This is a genomic window from Bradyrhizobium sp. 44, assembly GCF_023073095.1.
In the GTDB taxonomy this organism is placed as follows: Bacteria; Pseudomonadota; Alphaproteobacteria; order Rhizobiales; family Xanthobacteraceae; genus Bradyrhizobium.
Map to the genome: position 1 here is coordinate 40970 of NZ_JADPIY010000004.1, position 18186 is coordinate 59155.

The window sequence follows — 18186 nt, forward strand, 5'->3', positions numbered from 1 at the left end:
GTCCTAGTCCCGAAGCGTTGCAACAAAAGCCACGATGTCCTCGATCTCGGCGGCGGACAAGATCGGTTTGCCGACGAAATTTCGCCCGACCCGCACGAGGTGATCGGTGCGATAATAGGACGGCATGATGGTCTCCGGGTTGAAGCGCGCCGCATCGACCAGTCGAAGCCGCAACTGGCTCACCGTCCAGCGGTTCCCCGCACCCGAGAGGTCAGGTGCGAGGTCGCCCTGGAACCGGGTCTCCGGGAAGGGGCCGGAATGGCACAGGATGCAGGTCGTCGTGCGCGCGAGCACGAGCGCGCGCCCGCGCGCGGCATCGCCGGGCGCGCCGGTGAGCGATTCCGCAATGCCGTCGCCGGCGATGTTGTAGGGCAGGAGCTCCTCGGCTCCCGCATGGCAGGCGAAGGCGATACTGGCGGCGATCAGCGCTGCGATATGGGCCGATGTTCTAGCCAAAGGTGTCCGCCGTGATGGTTTGAAACCAGCGCTCGGCTTCGGTTGCCTCGCGGGCGCGCAATTCGCGCGGCGCATCGACCGGGCTGGTCGCGCCGCCCTCGACCTCGGCGAAGATGTCGCCCCTGGGCTGGTAATTGCCCGCGAGTGAAAAGCCGTAGCCGGGTGCGACAATGTTGTAGCAGACGCCTGTCAATCGCGGCGTTTCTGGTGCGCGGCCGGCAAGGAGGCTCACGATCGCGGAAGCGCAGGCCTTGCCCTGTGCGCTTGCCGCGGATGCCGATTTGGGAATGCCCCCGCCGAGGCAGGCATCGCCGATGACGTGGATGTTCGGGACAAGTTTCGATTCGAAGGTGACAGGATCGATCGGGCACCAGCCGGTGGCATCCGCAGCGCCCGCGACCTCGGCGATGCGTCCGGCTCGCTGCGGCGGGATGACGTTGGCGACATCAGGCGTGTAGTTGCCGAATTCGGTGACGATGGTCCTTGTCGCGGGATCGACCGAGGTCACGCGGCCGCCTTGCGACAGCCCGATGCGTTCGATCATGTCGCCGTAAAGCTCCTTCCACGCCTTCTCGAACAGTCGCTGCTGGGAGAAATTGTCCTTGGCATCGAGGATCAACACTTTCGAGCGCGGCTTCTTGGTTTTCAAGTAATGCGCGATCAAGCTGGCGCGCTCGTAAGGCGCCGGCGGACAGCGCGAGGGATTGGCGGGGATCGCAATGGCGACAGTGCCGCCGTCCGGCATGGCCTCCAACTGGCGACGCAGCAGCAGCGTCTGCGCGCCGGCCTTCCAGGCATGCGGCATCTTTTCTGATGCCGCGTCGTCGTAGCCAGGCAGAGCCTCGAAATGGAAGTCGATGCCGGGAGAGAGGACGAGACGATCATAGGGCAGCGCAACGCCATCGGCCGTCACGACGCTGCGCAGCTGCGGCTCGATTGTGGTCACGGCCTGGCTGATCACCGTCACACCTTCGGCACCGAGCCTGTCATAGCCAAATTGCTGAGCTTCGATGTCGCGCAGGCCGGCAATTACCTCGTTGCTGAAGGGGCAGGAGGTGAAGACCGCATTGGGTTCGATCAGGATGACTTGCAAGTTTGCCTGCGCGCGCTTCAGCGCGCGGGCGCACGCGGCGCCGCCAAAGCCGCCGCCGACCACGACGACGCGGCCCGCCGATTGCGCGCGCAGGATCGAAGGGACGGCGAATGATGTAGCCGCGGCGGCGATGCCGAGGACGGCATCCCGCCGTGTCACCGACGCATTCATGAGTCTTGTCCGGAAAGGGTGCCGCGGCGAGCGTTACGGCCGCCGCGGCATTTTTCAGGCGAAGGTGATGTTCTGGTCGCGCAACGGCACCGAGCGGATGCGTTTGCCCGTCGCCGCGAAGTATGCGTTGAGCACCGCCGGCGCCGCGACGCCGATGGTCGGCTCGCCGACACCGCCCCAGAACCCGCCGCTCGGCACCATCACCGATTCGACCTTCGGCATCTCGTTGATGCGCATCGAATTGTAGGTGTCGAAGTTGGTCTGCTCGATCTTGCCGTCCTTGACGGTGCAGCCGCCGTAGAACAAGGCACTAAGGCCATAGACGAAGGAGCCTGCGATCTGTCGGTCCACCTGCGCCGGATTGACGACGTAGCCGGGATCGGTGGAGGCGACGATACGATGCACCTTGATCTTGTTGCCGTCGGTCACCGAGATTTCGGCGGCGCCGGCGACATAGCTGCCATAGCCCATCACCTGCGCGATGCCGCGATAGATGCCCTGCGGCGCCGGGGTGCTCCAGCCGATCTTCTCGGCCACGGCGTTGAGCACCGCCAGATGCTTGGGATGATTGCCCATCAGCTTGCGGCGGAATTCGAGCGGGTCCTGGCCTGCGGCCTGGGCCAACTCGTCCATGAAGCATTCCATGTAGATCGCGTTGTGATTGACGTTGACGCCGCGCCAGAAGCCCGGCGGAACGTGCGGGTTGCGCATCGCATGCTCGACCAGCAGGTTCGGCACGGAGTAACCGAACGCGGCTTCGCCGGACTGGGCGACGCCCTGGAACGCGGCCGGATCCATGCCGTTCTGCAACGCTTCGGGGCGGAGCGAGAACAGGATCGATTGCCCGGATAGGCGGTAGTGCAGCGCGACCAGATTGTTGTCCGCATCGAACGCGCCGGTCATTTTGCACTGGGTGATCGGGTGATATCGGCCGTGCGCCATGTCCTCTTCGCGCGACCACAACAGCTTGATCGGCGTGCCCGGCATCTCCTTGGCGATCAAGACGGCTTGGCGGACGTAGTCGGTCTGGCCGCGCCGGCCGAAGCCGCCGCCGGGCATCACCTTGTGCACGTCGCACTTCTCCGCCGGCAGGCCCGACGCTTCCAACGTGGCCGCGAAGGCCGCCTCGCCATTCTGCGTGCCGCACCAGACCTCGCATTTGTCCGCCGTGTAGAGCGCCGTGGCGTTCATCGGCTCCATGGTGGCGTGGTTCTGGTAGGGATAGCTGTAGACGGCCTCGATCTTCTTGGCGGCACCGGCAATCGCCGCCTTCGCGTCGCCGTTCTTGTTGCCGACATAGGCCGGCTGCCCGTTGTCGAGACCCTCGGTCAGCCATTTCGCGATCGACTCGCTCGAGACCTTGGCGTTGTCGCCCTCGTCCCAGACGATCGGCAGCGCCTCCAGCGCGGTCTTGGCGTGCCACCAGGTGTCGGCAACGACCGCGACCGCGGTGTCGCCGACCTTGACGACCTTCTTGACGCCCTTCATGCCGGTGATCTTGGCTTCGTCATAGCTCTTCAGCTTGCCGCCGAACACCGGGCAGTCCTTGATCGCGGCGTTCAGCATGCCCGGCAGCTTGACGTCGATGCCGTAGATCATGGTGCCGGTGGTCTTCTCGGCGGTGTCCAGCCGCTTCACGCCCTTGCCGATCAGCTTCCAGTCCTTGGGGTCCTTCAGCTTGACGTCGGCCGGTGGCGTCAACTTGGCCGCGGCCTCGGCCACCTTGCCGTAGGTGGTGGTCTTGCCGGACGGCGTGTGGGTGATGACGCTGTTCGCGACCGTGCATTCGGACGCCGGCACTTTCCACGCCTCGGCGGCGGCCTGGATCAGCATCACGCGTGCGGTGGCACCGCCCTTGCGGACATAGTCTTGCGAAGAGCGGATGCCGCGGCTGCCGCCGGTCGAGAAATCGCCCCAGACGCGCTTGCGGGCGACGCTCTGGCCCGGTGTCGGATATTCGGTCGAGACCTTCGACCAGTCGCATTCGAGTTCCTCGGCGACGAGCTGGGCAAGGCCGGTGAGCGAGCCCTGGCCCATTTCGGAGCGGGCGATGCGGATGACGACGGTGTCGTCGGGCCTGACCACGACCCAGGCGCCGATCTCGGGGGAGCCGTCGGCCGCGCGGACCACGGCGGGGCCGCCGAAGGGGATATCGAGGCCGATTGCGAGACCTGCGCCGACCGCGGCGGTGCCGACGACGAAGGCACGGCGGTTCATCCTGGGAGAGACATGCTTGTTCATGTGGCGGCTCCTTACGCGCTCGCGATCGTGTGGATCGCTTCGCGCACCTGCTGGAAGGTGCCGCAGCGGCAAATATTGGTGATGGCCTCGTCGATGTCGGCGTCGGTCGGCTTCGGCTTCTCGCTCAGCAGCGCCGCCACCGCCATGATCATGCCGCTCTGGCAATAGCCGCATTGCGGAACATCCTGGGCGATCCAGGCTTCCTGCACCTTGTGCAGTGCGTTGCCGGAGGCGAGCCCTTCGATGGTCGTGATCTTCTTGCCTGCGGCCTCGCCAACTGAAACGCCGCAGGAGCGGGTGGCGACGCCGTCGATGTGAACGGTGCAGGCGCCGCATTGTGCAATGCCGCAGCCATATTTCGTGCCGGTCAGGCCGGCATTCTCGCGGATCGCCCACAGCAGGGGCGTATCCGGCTCGACGTCGAGCGTGAAGGTTTTTCCGTTGATTGTTAGGTTTGCCATCGCAGTCCCCTGATTGGCCCAATCCATCGACTGGACTCGGCGGCGCAATGTGTCCGGCAAATTGGAAACGTTCAAATCAATAGTCCGAGGGGTAGCCGCCGGAGATTCCTTCCCTGGGCGCCCGCGGCACGGCTTGGGGCGACGTCTACCGGCTTCCGCGCCGCCGCCCCTTGGAACCGAGAGCGACAGTTTGTCCCTTTTGCCGGGGTGCAAGTCGACAATGCTCTGCTACAGTGGAATCAGCCAAAAAGAGGTTCCATGAACGTACCGCAGCCTTGCAAAGTCCTGATGCTCTATCCGCTGTTCTCGGCAGAGTCCTTCTGGAGCTTTGGCGAATCCTGCAAAGTGTTGGGCGTAAAGCGCCCCGCGGCCCCTTTGGGGCTGATCACCGTTGCCGCGATGCTGCCCGAGAGCTGGACGGTCCGGCTGATCGATTGCAACACGGAAGCCTTCAGCGACGAGGATCTTTCCTGGGCCGACGTCGTCTTCACCGGCGGAATGATGCCGCAGCAGGCCGACACGCTGCGCCTGATCGAAATTTGCCGTGCCGCGGGCAAGCCGGTGGTCGTCGGCGGTCCCGATCCCACCTCGAGCCCCCATATCTATGAGAGGGCCGACTTCCAGGTGCTCGGCGAGGCCGAAAGCGTTCTCCACGAATTCGTCGCCGCGTGGGACAGTGGCGCACGCTCCGGCGTCTTCATCGCGCCGAAATTCCAGGCCGACGTCACCAAGACGCCGGTGCCGCGCTTCGACCTGCTCAAGTTCGAGGACTACCTTTATCTCGGTGTGCAGTATTCCCGCGGCTGCCCGTTCACCTGCGAGTTCTGCGACATCATCGAGCTCTATGGCCGGGTGCCGCGAACCAAGACGAACGAGCAGATGTTGGTCGAGCTCGACAGGCTCTACGCCATGGGCTACCGCGGCCATCTCGACTTCGTCGACGACAACTTCATCGGCAACAAGAAGTCGCTCCGGCTGTTCCTGCCCCAGCTGGCCGAATGGCAGCGTGCCCACGGCTATCCCTTCGAATTGTCCACTGAAGCCTCTGTCAATCTGGCCGACGATCCCGAGCTATTGGACCTGATGGGCCAGGCGAATTTCTTCGCCATCTTCGTCGGTATCGAAAGTCCGGATCCGGCGACGCTGGTCGCGATGCGGAAGAAGCAGAACACGCGGCGCAACATCGCCGAGAGCATCCACAAGATCTACGCCGCGGGTATGCTCGTCACCGCGGGTTTCATCGTCGGCTTCGACAATGAGAAGCTCTCGATGGCGGATGCCATGATCGACTTCATCGAGGAGGCGGCGATCCCGGTCAGCATGGTCGGCCTGCTCTATGCCTTGCCGAACACCCAGCTGACGCGTCGCCTCGAGCGCGAAGGCCGGCTGCATCCGGGCCACGATTTGGCGCCGACCATCGGCGCGGATCAGTGCACCGCCGGGATCAACTTCGATCCGGTACGCCCGTTGCGCGACATCCTGACGGACTACAAGCGCGTGCTGGAGCACATCTACAGCCCGGCCGCCTATGCAAGGCGCATCGACCGTCTGATGACCCTGCTCGACCGCTCTCGCCAGCGCCAGGAGCTCGCGGAAGGCGATATCCGCGCACGGATCGGCGCGATGGAAACGGTGCACAAGGTGGTCACAGCCCTTCCCGAGGCGCGCGGACCGCTGTGGCAGACCTTCATGAACTGCGCCAAGCGCGACACGACATCGGCGCGGATCGCCGTGCAGATGATCGCCGCCTATGCGCATCTCGGGCCGTTCTCGCGCAAGGTCATCGCTGCCATCGATACGCGCCTCGCTGCACTCGACGAGGAGACGGTCATTCCGGTCGCGACCGTCGAGGTGACGGCGGCCCGACATCTGGCCTGACGGTCTACTTCACCGCCAGCCGCAAAAAGCTCATCACGCTGCCGAGTGCCGCGAACCCGGCGCCGAGTGCCAAGGCCACGACTGCGCCGTCGTGACCGGCGAGCGAGAAGCAGGCTGCGGCGAGCGCCGCCCCCGTCGTCTGCCCGGTCAGGCGCGCGGTGGCGACGATGCCCGAGGCGCTGCCGCTGCGATGCGGTGGCGCGCTCGACATCACCGCCTTCATGTTTGGCGCCTGGAAGAAGCCGAATCCCATGCCGCAGATCACCATCCGCCAGATGATGTCGGGGATCGCAGGATTGGCCGGCAGCATCGCGAGCAGCGCCATGCCGAGGCCGAGCAGCACGAGGCCGATGCCGCCGAGCAGTCCGACCGCGTGCCGGTCGGAGAGGCGCCCGGCGATCGGCGCCATGATGCCGACCACCAGCGGCCACGGCGTCATGAAGAATCCGGTCTCGACCTGCGAACGCCCCAGCACGTCCTCGAAATAGAACGGCAGCGAGACGAAGGCGAGGCCCTGCACCGCAAAGGAACACACCGCCGTCGCTGCCGACAGCGCGAACATCGGCCGGCTGAACAGGTCGATCGGCAGCATCGGCGCCGGATGGTCGGCGTGCCGGCGCGTCAGGATGAAGCCAAGCGCAAGGGCCGTGACCAGCTCGATCCCCACGACCACCGGTGAGAGATTATGCGCAGCACTGCCGATGCCCGTGATGAACAGGCCGAGGCAGGCCGACGCCAGGGCCGCGCCGAGAAAGTCAAAGCCGTGATCGGCGCGCGGCGTCTTCGGCAGCATCGCAAATCCGATGCCGATCGCGACGAGGCCGAACGGGATGTTGACGGCGAACAGCCATGGCCACGGGCCGACCGCGAGAATGGCGGAGGCGATCGAGGGACCGAAGGTGAAGGCGGTCGCGACCACCAGCGCGTTATGGCCGAAGCCGCGGCCGAGCATCCGGCCGGGATAGACGAAGCGCACCAGCGCCGTGTTGACGCTCATGATGCCGCTCGCACCCAGCCCTTGCAGCGTGCGCGCAACCAGCAGGCTCTCCAGCGACCAGGCCACCGCGCAGAACAGCGAGGCGATGGTGAACAGGATCAGGCCGCCAAGATAGATGCGCTGATGCCCGACGATCTCGCCGAGTGCTCCCAGCGGCAGCAGCGTCGCCACCAGCGCGATCTGGTAGACGTTGACCACCCACACCGATTGCTCCGGGCTGACATGCAGGTCGCCGGCAATGGCGGGCAGCGCGATGTTGGCGATCGCGGTGTCGAGCGAGGCCATCGCCAGCGCGGTGAAGATCGCCGCAATGGCCCAGCGCCGCTGTGCGGCTGGAAGGCCGTCGGAAATGGTGTGGTCGGGCTCGCGCGCGCCGGCGGGTAACGTGATTGTCATTGCGTGGGCGCGTGGCTCCGGCGGCCGGCTACAGGGGACTTGGCATGTACTACGGCGCGGCCGCCTTCCACAGGCATATGCTTGCATGCTGTGTATGCGCGAAGGCTGGGCGATGATTTCGGGCGCCGGCGTATGATCGCGCGAACTGCTGCAATCTCAGGGGACCGCCATGCACATCGTCGTTTTGCCCGGTGACGGCATCGGGCCCGAGATCACGACCGCGACATCAGGCGTGTTGCGTGCCGCCTCCGAGCGCTTCCAGCTCAATCTGCGGCTGGAGGAGCACGCAGTCGGGCATGCGAGCCTCAACCAATTTGGCAGGACCGTGCGCCCCGAGCTGCTCGACATCGTCCGCGCCGCGGACAGCCTGGTGCTCGGGCCGACCGCAACTTTCGATTTCAAGAACGAGGCCCATGGCGAGATCAATCCGTCGCGGCATTTTCGCAAGAACCTCGACCTCTACGCCAATGTCCGGCCGGCACGCACCTATGCGGGGCTGTCCGGCCGGGTCGGCGATTTCGACCTCGTCGTGGTGCGCGAGAACACGGAAGGGTTTTACGCCGACCGCAACATGGAGCAGGGCAATGGCGAGATGCTGGTCACATCGGACGTCGTGATCTCGCTACGCCGGATCACGCGCCTGTGCTGCGAGCGCATCGCGCATGCGGCGTGCCGGCTGGCGATGAAGCGGCGCAAGCATTTGACCATCGTGCATAAGGCCAATGTGCTCAAGCTTGGCGACGGCATGTTCCTCGAGATCTGCCGCGAGACGGCGAAGGCCTATCCCGGTCTTGGGGTCGACGACATCCTCGTCGACGCCATGATGGCGCATGTGGTGCGCAACCCCGACCGCTTCGACGTCATCGTCGCCACCAACATGTTTGGCGACATCCTGTCCGATCTCACCGCCGAGCTCTCCGGCAGCCTCGGGCTCGGCGGCTCGCTCAATGTCGGCGACAGCCACGCCATGGCGCAGGCCGCGCATGGCTCGGCACCTGACATAGCCGGACAGGACGTTGCCAATCCGGTCTCGTTGATCCTGTCGACGGCCCTGCTGCTCGGATGGCACGGCGAGAACAGCGGCGCGGTGCGTTACGAGGAAGCCGCACGTGCGATCGAGGCGGCGGTCGCGAAGGCGATCGGCGAGGGCAGGGCGACACGCGACGTCGGCGGCAAGCTCGGCACGATCGCAGCGGGGGCCGCGATCGCGGAGATCCTGCAGGCGGGGTGAGTGGTCACGCGGGGGCTTGCGAGGTTTTTTTGAGGGCCCGAAACAAAAAACGCGAAAACAACCCCATGCACAGTAGAGCGCCCCTTGATCGATAAGGGATTTTTGAACCGCGTCGCGACGACATTCGCCGCCGCCATGACGTTGACCCGTCGGGCAAAACACTGGCAAAATGCGATCGTGGCGGAGATCGCGGCGTGAATGCATCGGTGGTGGCCGCGGGCAATTTCAGTGAGCTGACCTATGAAGTCTGAGAGGGGTGGCATCAATCTCGCGGCCAAACCAAGCGGAACGGGGTGCGTGGAATGCTCGGCTGCGGGCGGGTGGTGGTTTCACCTTCGCAGATGTGTCGAATGCGGTCACATCGGCTGCTGTGATGCGTCACCAAATCAGCACGCAACGAAACACAGCGCGGCGACAGGTCATCCGATCATCACGAGCTTCGAGCCGGGCGAACGATGGTTTTACGACTATCGCACGGGAGAGGCTTTCGCCGGCCCGAAGCTTCAAGGTCCTCACGCGCATCCGTTGGATCAGCCGGTGCCCGGACCGGACGGCGCGGTGCCTCCAGACTGGCAAACGCTGCTGCATGAGTAAGGCGGTAGGCCGTAGGATGGGTAGAGCACTTGCGAAACCCATCAGGTTTCACGTCGTATGCTGTCGATGGGTTTCGCTGCGCTCTACCCATCCTACGAAGTCCAATCGGTTCTAGAACTGATACCTCCGCAGCCCCCCATCCACCGGGATCACCGTGCCCGTGATGTACCGCGCCACCGGTGACGCCAAGAACACCGCCAACGCCGCTAGGTCCTCCGGCTCGCCCCAATAGCCGACCGGGATCTCTTCCTCCGCGAAGCGCTCGCGATAATCAGGCGCGTAGTTGCGGCGGATCTGTTCGCTCATGATGCGGCCGGGCGGGATGCAGTTGATGGTGATGCCGTGCTCACCGATCTCGCGCGACAGGCCCTTGGCCCAGGCGTGCACGGCGGCTTTGGCGGCAAACGCGGCGTTGAGGCCTTCCGGCTCTGACTTGCCGGTGATGTTGACGATGCGGCCCCATTTGCGCTCGATCATCTGCGGAAGCAGCGCATGCGCGATGCGGCGATAGCTGGTGAAATTCAGTGCGATCGCTTCGTCCCATTGGCTGTCGGGGGCATCGACGGGGAGGGGGCGGCTGCCACCGGCATTGTTGATGAGGATGTCGACATGGCCGAGCTCTTTGAGCGCGAAGGCCGAAATCTTCTCGGCCGCGTCCTTGGCCATCACGTCCTGCTCGAAGGGCGTGATCAGACCGGAGCCGACTTCTTTCACCAGCTCGGCGAGCAGGTCGGTCCGCCGTGCCACGCCGACGACGCGCACGCCTTCGGCAGCCAAGCCCTTGGCGATGGCACGGCCGATGCCGACGCTGGCTCCGGTGACAACGGCGGTTTTCGATGTGAGCCCGAGATCCATGGTGACACGCCCTCTTGTTTTCTTTTCAGCTTGTCGCTGTTCGTTTTTCTGTTCGTTTCCTGCCGTGTCCCCGCCAGCCTGATTTGCCCGACCGGGACGAGCAGTGGTAACCAAGAGCCGCGTTGAAGGAAACACGAAAAAGAAAAGGCCCCGAGCGATGGTCTGGGATCCGCAGCAATATCTGAAATTCTCCGGCCACCGGCTCCGACCCGCCGTCGACCTCTTGATGCGGATTCCGGATGCTGGTCCGCGTGCGATTGCCGATCTTGGCGCCGGCGCCGGCAACGTCACCAAGCTGATCAAGGAGCGTTGGCCGGACGCGACGGTGACCGGTGTCGAGGGTTCGGCCGAGATGGTCGCCGCCGGCCGCAAGGCGGCGCCGGATGTGGAATGGTCACACGAGGACCTCGGCCACTGGCGCCCGACGAAGCAATATGACGTCGTCTATTCCAATGCCGCATTGCACTGGCTGCCCAATCATGCGGCCCTGTTTCCATCGATCATGGAGAAGGTGACGCCCGGCGGAATGCTCGCTGTGCAGATGCCGCGCAATTTTCTGGCGCCCTCGCATGTGCTGATCGGCGAGACCGCGCTGAACGGTCCCTGGCGTTCCAAGGTCGAGCATCTCGTCACGCCGCCGCCGGTCGAAGCGCCGGCCTATTATCACGGTCTTCTTGCTCCGATGTCGGCCAATATCGACATCTGGGAGACCGAATATCTGCAGGTGCTGGAAGGCGAGAATCCCGTGAAGGAATGGACCAAGGGGACCTGGCTGACGCGCTATCTCGACATCTTGCAGGGCGACGAGAAGGCCGCGTTCGAAGCTGCCTATGGGATGCGGGTCGCGAAAGCCTATCCGAAGAACGCCGCGGGACAGACGCTGTTTCCGTTCCGGCGTCTGTTCATGGTTGCCCAGCGCAACGGCTGATCGCACTGCCGCAATGCGACATAAGCGCTCGCTTCGGGAACGGCAGCAGGAGCCGGGTTGCGCAAGATAGCTTGGCTGCGGCAAATTGGGCTTAGGTCTAGTTGTTCGGGTGGCGGATTGCTGTCAGTACTGAAATCGGAAAACAAAAAGACCCGGTTTTAGAGGTTGTTGGGAGGTTCGTTCATGCGCAAGCTGCTTCTTGCGGTCGCGGCCGCAGTCATTCTTTTGACGCCAGCCGTTGTCGAGGCCCAGAGCCCGATCGTCATCAAATTCAGCCACGTCGTCGCCAACGACACGCCCAAAGGCAAGGGCGCCCTGAAGTTCAAGGAACTTGCGGAAAAATACACCGACGGCAAGGTCAAGGTCGAAATCTACCCGAACTCCACGCTGTACAAGGACAAGGAGGAGATCGAGGCGCTGCAGCTCGGCTCGGTGCACATGCTCGCGCCTTCGACCGCGAAGTTCGCACCGCTCGGGATCAAGGAGTTCGAGGCGCTCGACCTGCCCTGGCTGTTCAAGGACGACCAGACCTATTCCAACGCGATGAAGGGCACGATCGGCAAGTGGCTGTTCGATAAGCTGGAGACCAAAGGCATCACCGGGCTCGCTTATTGGGACAACGGCTTCCACATGCTCTCCGCCAACCGTGCCCTGATGAAGCCGGCCGATTTCCAGGGTCTTAAATTCCGCATCTCCGGATCGAAGGTCGCCGACCAATATCTCCGGATCATGGGTTCGATCCCCCAGATCATGGCGTTTTCCGAAGTCTACCAGGCTTTGCAGACGGGCGTGGTCGACGGCTGCGAGAACACCGCGTCCAACTACCTGACGCAGAAATTCTACGAGGTGCAGAAGGACATCACCGTGTCCTATCACGCGCACCTGCAATATGCCGTCATCGTCAATTCGAAATTCTGGTCCGGCCTGCCGCCCGATATCCGCGCCCAGCTCGAGAAGGCGATGAACGAGGCGACCGACTACACCAACCAGATCGCGCACCAGGAAAACGAGGACGCGCTGGCCGAGATCAAGAAGACGGGCAAGACCACGCTGCATTATCTCACTGACGCCGATCGCAAGGCGTGGCAGGAAGCGATGCAGCCGACCTACAAATGGGCAAAGGGGCGGGTTGGGCAGGAGGTGCTCGATCTCGTCGCCAAGGAACTCGACGTCAAGATGAACTGACGCCGGCGCGTTTTGAGAACAACCATGAACGGTCGGGGGTGATCGCACTCCCGGCCGTTGCTCTTGAATGATGAGCCAAGCTGAGGGGACCAAGTTGCTGCGTGCATTGAATCGTGTGCTCGATCATCTCGAGGAATGGCTGATCGCGACGATGATCGCGGCCGCGACATCGCTCATCTTCGTTGCCGTGCTGCACCGATATGGCGCCGGGCTGTCGATCGACATCGCCAAATGGGCGGAGGCGCGCAACCTGGCCTTGCTGGCCGTCCCCGCGCGAGCCGCGTTCGTCTGGCTTGCCGCTCTCGACCTGTCCTGGGCGCAGGAACTCTGCATCTACATGTTCATCTGGATGGCGAAGTTCGGTGCGGCCTACGGCGTGCGCACCGGCATCCATGTCGGCGTCGACGTCCTGGTCAATGTCCTTCCCGGCGGATCGCGCCGCCGCGTCATCACGTTCGGCCTGATGTGCGGCGCCCTTTTTACGGCCATCGTGTGCTATTTCGGGGCCGCGTTCGTCAGCCAGATGTGGCAGACCGGCCAGCAATCCAACGATTTGGAAGCGCCGATGTGGCTGGTGTATCTCACCATTCCGCTCGGCTCCGGGCTGATGTGCTTCCGCTTCCTGCAGGTCGCCTGGTCGTTCTATCGCACCGGCGAGTTGCCGCATCACGATATGGCCGGCGTCGAGGGCGTCGAAATAGACCCGGTCCATCCGGCCCCGGTCACCCGCAGTCAGGTCGTCCGCGACGAACGCAGCCCGCTCGGCTGGGTCCTGATGTTGTTGCCGGTCCTGATCGTCGCCGTGTGCTTCGCCCATTCGGCGCACGTGATCACGCTGCCGCAGGGCCTGCGTGTCGCCGTCGTCTTCGGCCTTCTGCTGTCGTTGATGCTCACGGGCATGCCGATCTCGATCGCGCTCGGTCTGACCGTGCTCAGCTTCATGTTCACGTTGACCGACGTGCGGACGGAATCGGTGGCGCTGAAGCTGTTCACCGGCATCGAGAGCTTCGAGATCATGGCGATCCCGTTCTTCATCCTTGCCGGCAACTTCCTGACCCATGGCGGCGTGGCGCGCCGGATGATCACATTCGCGACTTCGCTGGTCGGTCATTGGTACGGCGGCCTTGCGCTCTCGGGCGTGGTCGCCTGTGCGCTGTTCGCCGCGATTTCCGGCTCGTCGCCGGCCACCGTGGTTGCGATCGGATCGGTGATCCTGCCCGCGATGGTCGCGCAGGGATTTCCGAAGAGGTTCGGGGCGGGCGTGATCACGACCTCCGGCTCGCTGGGAATTCTCATTCCACCGTCGATTCCGATGGTTCTTTTTGCCGTCTCCACCAACACCTCCGTCGGCAAGCTGTTCATCGCCGGCATCGTGCCGGGGCTCGTGCTCGCCATGCTGCTCGGCGCCACGACGTTCTATCGGGCCTGGCGTAACGACTATCCGAGGATGCCGAAAGCAACCCTCTACGAGCGCTTCGATGCGTTCCGCAAGTCGATCTGGGGTATCCTGCTGATCGTGATCGTGATCGGCGGCATCTACAGCGGCCTGTTCACGCCGACCGAAGCTGCCGCCGTCAGCGCGGTGTACGCCTTCATCGTCGCCGTGTTCATCTACAAGGATCTGAAGCTGCGAGACGTGCCGCGGGTGCTGCTGTCGTCGGCAAATCTTTCGGCGATGCTGCTCTACATCATCACCAACGCCGTCCTGTTTTCGTTCCTGATGACTTACGAGAACGTGCCGCAGGCGCTCGCGCAGTGGATGATCGACCAGGGCCTCGGCTGGATCGGCTTCCTCCTCGTCGTCAATCTCCTGCTGCTGTTGGCCGGCAACGTGATGGAGCCGTCCTCGATCATCCTGATCATGGCGCCGATCCTGTTTCCGGTTGCGATCAAGCTCGGCATCGATCCGATCCATTTCGGCATCCTGATGACGGTGAACATGGAGGTCGGGCTGTGCCATCCGCCGGTCGGCCTCAATCTCTACGTCGCCTCGGGCATCGCCAAGATGGGTATCACCGAGCTCACGGTCGCGGTGTGGCCGTGGCTGCTGACGATGCTGGGATTCCTGGTGCTCGTGACCTACTGGCCGGGTCTGTCGCTGTGGCTGCCAAGATTGCTGGGCATGTAGCCCGCGAACACGCTGCATCCTCTCCACCTGTGGGCGCGGGGAAACGCATCACTCCGTCCCCACCATGGCAATCGACCGCGAGATGCGGTTAGATGCCGCACGCAGGCGGGGAGGAGATCAAGATGACGGACACGTCCAGCAACGAGCCGAAGGGCGCAACACCGTCCGTTATCGCGCAGCAAACGGCGATGCTGAATGCGTTGCCGTTCTCCGACACGCGGGATTTCGACGATTCCGCGCGCGGCTTCCTCGGTACCATCGAAAATGCGGAGATCACCAATCCGCAAGGGCGGACGGTCTGGAGCCTCGAGCCTTACGGCTTTCTCGCCGCCGAGCAGGCGCCGGCCACGGTCAATCCGAGCCTGTGGCGGCAGTCGCGGCTCAACATGCAGCACGGCCTGTTCGAGGTCGTGCCCGGAATCTACCAGGTGCGCGGGCTCGACATCGCCAACATGACGCTGATCGAAGGCGACAGCGGCGTCATCGTCGTCGACACCCTGACCTCGATCGAGGGCGCGCGCGCCGCGCTCGAACTCTACTACAAGCATCGCGGCCAGCGACCGGTCGCGGCCGTGATCTTCACCCATACCCACACCGACCATTGGGGCGGCGCGCGCGGCGTGCTGGAGGAGGATGCACGCGCGACCGGCCGCGTGCCGGTCATCGCGCCGAACTTGTTCATGGAGCATGCCGTCTCCGAGAACATCATCGCGGGACCTGCGATGTTACGCCGGGCGCAGTACCAGTTCGGGCCGCTCCTCGCCAAGGGCGCGCGCGGGCAGGTCGATTGCGGTCTCGGCAAGTCGATGGCGGCAGGTTCGGTGGCGCTGCTGCGGCCGACCGATTTGATCATGGCGACCGGCGACCGGCGCGTGATCGACGGCGTCGAATTCGAATTCCAGATGGCGCCGAACAGCGAAGCGCCGGCGGAAATGCATTTCTTCATCCCGCGCTACAAGCTGTTGAACCTCGCCGAGAACTGCACCCACAATTTCCATAATCTGCTGCCGTTCCGCGGCGCCGACGTGCGCGACGCGCTGGCCTGGTCGAAATATCTGGGCGAGGCCTTGCAGCTCTGGGATGGCAAGGCGGAGGCGATGTGCGGCCAGCATCACTGGCCGGTGTGGGGACGCGAACGCATCGGCACGATGATCCGGCAGCAGCGCGACCTCTATAAGTTCGCGCATGACCAAACCATCCGCCTGATGAACCACGGTCTCACCGCGGCCGAGATCGCCGAGACGATCCAGCTGCCCGAGAGCCTGGAGGGCGCCTGGCACGGCCGCGGCTATTACGGCCACATCCGGCACAATGTGAAGGCGATCTATCAAAAGTACCTGGGCTGGTACGACGCCAATCCGGTCAATCTCGATCCGCTGCCGCCGGTTGAGTCGGGCAAGAAATATGTGGAGTACATGGGCGGCGCCGACGCCATCCTCGCGCGGGCGCGTGCCGATTTCGACAAGGGCGAATTCCGCTTCGTGGCGCAGGCGCTCGGCCATCTCGTCTTTGCCGAGCCGGACAATCAGGCTGCGCGTGCGTTGCTCGCGGATACGCTGGAGCAGCTCGGCTACGCGGCTGAAAGCGCGACCTGGCGCAATGCCTATCTGTTCGGCGCGCAGGAATTGCGCCAGGGCATGCCGAAAGTGCCGGCGCGGCCGCCGATGCCGCGCGAGACGCTGGCGGCGCTGCGCACCTCACAGCTCTGGGACGTGCTCGGCATCCGCCTCAACGGACCGAAGGCGGAAGGAAAGCACATCGTGCTGAACTGGAGCTTTTCCGACACCGGCGAGACCTTTGTGCTCAATCTGGAGAACTGCGCGCTGACTTACACAGAGGGCATGCAGGCGGAAAGCGCCGATGCCAGCTTCACGCTGGCGCGGTCGACGCTCGACGAGGTGATCGCGAAACTGACCAGCTTCCCGGAGGCCGTGGCCGGCGGCAAGGTCAAGTTCGCCGGCAACCCGATGCGCCTCGCCGAGCTGATGGGCCTGATGGACGAATTCCCGCGCATGTTCGAGATCGTCGAGCCGAAGCGGGCGGTGGTGAGATAGCGCTAAGCCTTCTTCCGTCATCGCGAGCGCAGCGAGCAATCCAGAATCTCTCCGCGGGGACGGTCTGGATTGCTTCGCTGCGCTCGCAATGACGGTTGATAGAGAGGAGCGCGCCCCCACAAATGTCGATGGCCGGGACATGCCCCGGCCATGACGGTCGCGATGGGATGGGCGCGTGCTCCTGCTACTCCGCGCTGCTCACCAGCTTGATCCGCGGCGCCTGTTCCTCGCCAAGGCTGCGATAGGCCGCGAGATAATCCAGCGCCATGCGCCGCGCCGTGAAGCGCGTCTCGAACTGCTTGCGGATAACGGAGCGGTCGAGTTGCTGCAGGCGGCCGACGACGCCGGCGGCGCTGAGGACGTCCTCGACGACGAAGCCGGTGAGGCCCTCGTCGATGATCTCCGGCACCGAGCCGCGGTTGAAGGCGATGACCGGCGTTCCGCAGGCCATCGCTTCGATCATCACCAGGCCAAACGGCTCCGGCCAGTCGATCGGCAGCAAAAGGCCCAGCGCGCCGCTCAAGAAGTCCGACTTCTCGTGATCGCTGATCTCGCCGATGAATTCCACCAGCGGATTGTTCTCGATCATCGGCCGGATCAGCTCGTCATAGTAATCCTGGTCGGCACGATCGACCTTGGCTGCGATCTTGAGCGGAATGCCGCAATGCGTCGCGATCTTGATGGCGCGATCGACGCCCTTTTCCGGCGCGATACGGCCGAGCACGGCGAGGTATTCCTGCTTCGCCTGCTTCGGCGTCAGGAGATTCTCGGGCAGGCCGTGGTGGATCGTCCTCACCCAGTTCGCCTGCGGCACCGGCCGGCGTTGCGCGTTCGAAATCGAGACGACGGGGACCTTCGAGAAGGTATTGAAAACCGGTTGATGCTCCGGCAGATCGAGCCGGCCGTGCAGCGTGGTCAGGAACGGCGTCGGCTGCCGGTAGAACAGCGACCACGGATAATAATCGAGATGGAAATGGAGGAAGTCAAACTCCTCGTCGTCACATTTCTGCCGCACCCGCTCCAGCATCACCATGTGCAGAGCATTGGGATCGCGCACGGAACCGTCGAGGCGGAGCGCCCGCGGCCATAACGCGTCCAGCTTCGCCGAGGTTTGCGAATCGCCGCTGGCGAACAGCGTCACGTCGTGGCCAAGAGCCACCAGCTCTTCCGTCAACCAGTGCACCACCCGCTCGGTGCCGCCATAAAGCTTGGGTGGAACTGCCTCCGTCAACGGAGCAACCTGCGCGATGCGCATCTCACCATCTCCTCTGTGCGATCATGATTGTAGAAAGCCCCCGCCTGTTCAGCACCGGCATGCCAATCAAGGGAACGTTCCCGCACTTGCGAAGTTCCTCCTTCCGAACGTTACTTATTCGACACGTCGGATGCTCGTCGCGATGCTGCCATCACATCATCGCAGAACGCCCGCATCCGCATGTCGTGATCAGTGTGCCCGGGAACCGAGGCGAAGTGGTCGATGTTCAGTCGACTAACAGAAAAATTGAAAACATCACGACG

At 64.0% G+C, this 18186-nt stretch carries 14 protein-coding genes and 1 pseudogene; 8 read left to right on the forward strand and 7 right to left on the reverse strand.

The features are described from left to right. Positions 1-3 precede the first annotated feature (3 nt). From soxX to IVB41_RS00245, 4 genes are read right to left on the reverse strand one after another with little or no spacing between them, the layout of a single operon-like run. A complete protein-coding gene (gene soxX, locus IVB41_RS00230; protein ID WP_247425765.1) occupies positions 4-456 on the reverse strand; it encodes a sulfur oxidation c-type cytochrome SoxX in 453 nt (150 codons plus the stop codon). Continuing rightward, the gene (locus tag IVB41_RS00235; protein ID WP_247425768.1) at positions 449-1720 is read right to left on the reverse strand and encodes an NAD(P)/FAD-dependent oxidoreductase; all 1272 of its coding nucleotides are present in this window, start codon (positions 1718-1720) and stop codon (positions 449-451) included. The genes soxX and IVB41_RS00235 overlap by 8 nt, the downstream gene beginning before the upstream one ends. Positions 1721-1774: 54 nt before the next feature. After that, positions 1775-3961, reverse strand: coding sequence for a molybdopterin cofactor-binding domain-containing protein (locus tag IVB41_RS00240; protein WP_247425769.1), 2187 nt, complete (start codon positions 3959-3961; stop codon positions 1775-1777). An 11-nt stretch (positions 3962-3972) separates the two neighbouring features. Further along, positions 3973-4422, reverse strand: a complete 450-nt coding sequence (locus IVB41_RS00245) for a (2Fe-2S)-binding protein (RefSeq protein ID WP_007594050.1) — start codon at positions 4420-4422, stop codon at positions 3973-3975. A gap of 258 nt (positions 4423-4680) precedes the next feature. Between IVB41_RS00245 and IVB41_RS00250 the strand changes: the two genes are divergently transcribed. Then, the gene (locus IVB41_RS00250; protein WP_247425772.1) at positions 4681-6300 is read left to right on the forward strand and encodes a B12-binding domain-containing radical SAM protein; all 1620 of its coding nucleotides are present in this window, start codon (positions 4681-4683) and stop codon (positions 6298-6300) included. 4 nt (positions 6301-6304) lie between these two features. Here the strand turns inward: IVB41_RS00250 and IVB41_RS00255 are convergent, their stop codons facing one another. After that, positions 6305-7693, reverse strand: a complete 1389-nt coding sequence (locus tag IVB41_RS00255) for an MFS transporter (protein ID WP_247425774.1) — start codon at positions 7691-7693, stop codon at positions 6305-6307. 169 nt (positions 7694-7862) lie between these two features. Between IVB41_RS00255 and IVB41_RS00260 the strand changes: the two genes are divergently transcribed. Both IVB41_RS00260 and IVB41_RS00265 read left to right on the forward strand, forming a co-directional pair. Beyond that, positions 7863-8924, forward strand: a complete 1062-nt coding sequence (locus IVB41_RS00260) for an isocitrate/isopropylmalate dehydrogenase family protein (RefSeq protein WP_247425775.1) — start codon at positions 7863-7865, stop codon at positions 8922-8924. A 240-nt stretch (positions 8925-9164) separates the two neighbouring features. Next, on the forward strand, positions 9165-9518 hold the full coding sequence (locus tag IVB41_RS00265) for a UBP-type zinc finger domain-containing protein (protein WP_081747934.1): 354 nt from the start codon (positions 9165-9167) through the stop codon (positions 9516-9518). 111 nt (positions 9519-9629) lie between these two features. On the opposite strand, the gene IVB41_RS00270 is transcribed toward IVB41_RS00265, so the two are convergent. After that, positions 9630-10373: an SDR family NAD(P)-dependent oxidoreductase gene (locus IVB41_RS00270; RefSeq protein WP_247399649.1), complete on the reverse strand. Its 744-nt coding sequence runs from the start codon at positions 10371-10373 to the stop codon at positions 9630-9632. Between the two features lie 157 nt (positions 10374-10530). Between IVB41_RS00270 and IVB41_RS00275 the strand changes: the two genes are divergently transcribed. From IVB41_RS00275 to IVB41_RS00295, 5 genes and pseudogenes are all read left to right on the forward strand, one after another. Then, on the forward strand, positions 10531-11301 hold the full coding sequence (locus tag IVB41_RS00275) for a methyltransferase domain-containing protein (RefSeq protein WP_247425777.1): 771 nt from the start codon (positions 10531-10533) through the stop codon (positions 11299-11301). Between the two features lie 183 nt (positions 11302-11484). Next, positions 11485-12486: a DctP family TRAP transporter solute-binding subunit gene (locus IVB41_RS00280; RefSeq protein WP_247425779.1), complete on the forward strand. Its 1002-nt coding sequence runs from the start codon at positions 11485-11487 to the stop codon at positions 12484-12486. Positions 12487-12637: 151 nt separating this feature from the next. After that, positions 12638-13114: pseudogene (locus tag IVB41_RS35755) on the forward strand (TRAP transporter small permease); the annotation flags it as partial. 219 nt (positions 13115-13333) lie between these two features. Beyond that, complete coding sequence (locus IVB41_RS35760) at positions 13334-14614, forward strand: TRAP transporter large permease subunit (RefSeq protein WP_245287869.1); 1281 nt, start codon at positions 13334-13336, stop codon at positions 14612-14614. A gap of 122 nt (positions 14615-14736) precedes the next feature. Continuing rightward, the gene (locus IVB41_RS00295; RefSeq protein WP_247425781.1) at positions 14737-16668 is read left to right on the forward strand and encodes an alkyl/aryl-sulfatase; all 1932 of its coding nucleotides are present in this window, start codon (positions 14737-14739) and stop codon (positions 16666-16668) included. A 184-nt stretch (positions 16669-16852) separates the two neighbouring features. Here IVB41_RS00295 and IVB41_RS00300 read toward each other — a convergent pair whose 3' ends face one another. Beyond that, on the reverse strand, positions 16853-17923 hold the full coding sequence (locus IVB41_RS00300; protein WP_247360063.1) for a glycosyltransferase family 4 protein: 1071 nt from the start codon (positions 17921-17923) through the stop codon (positions 16853-16855). Between the last annotated feature and the right edge of the window lie 263 nt (positions 17924-18186).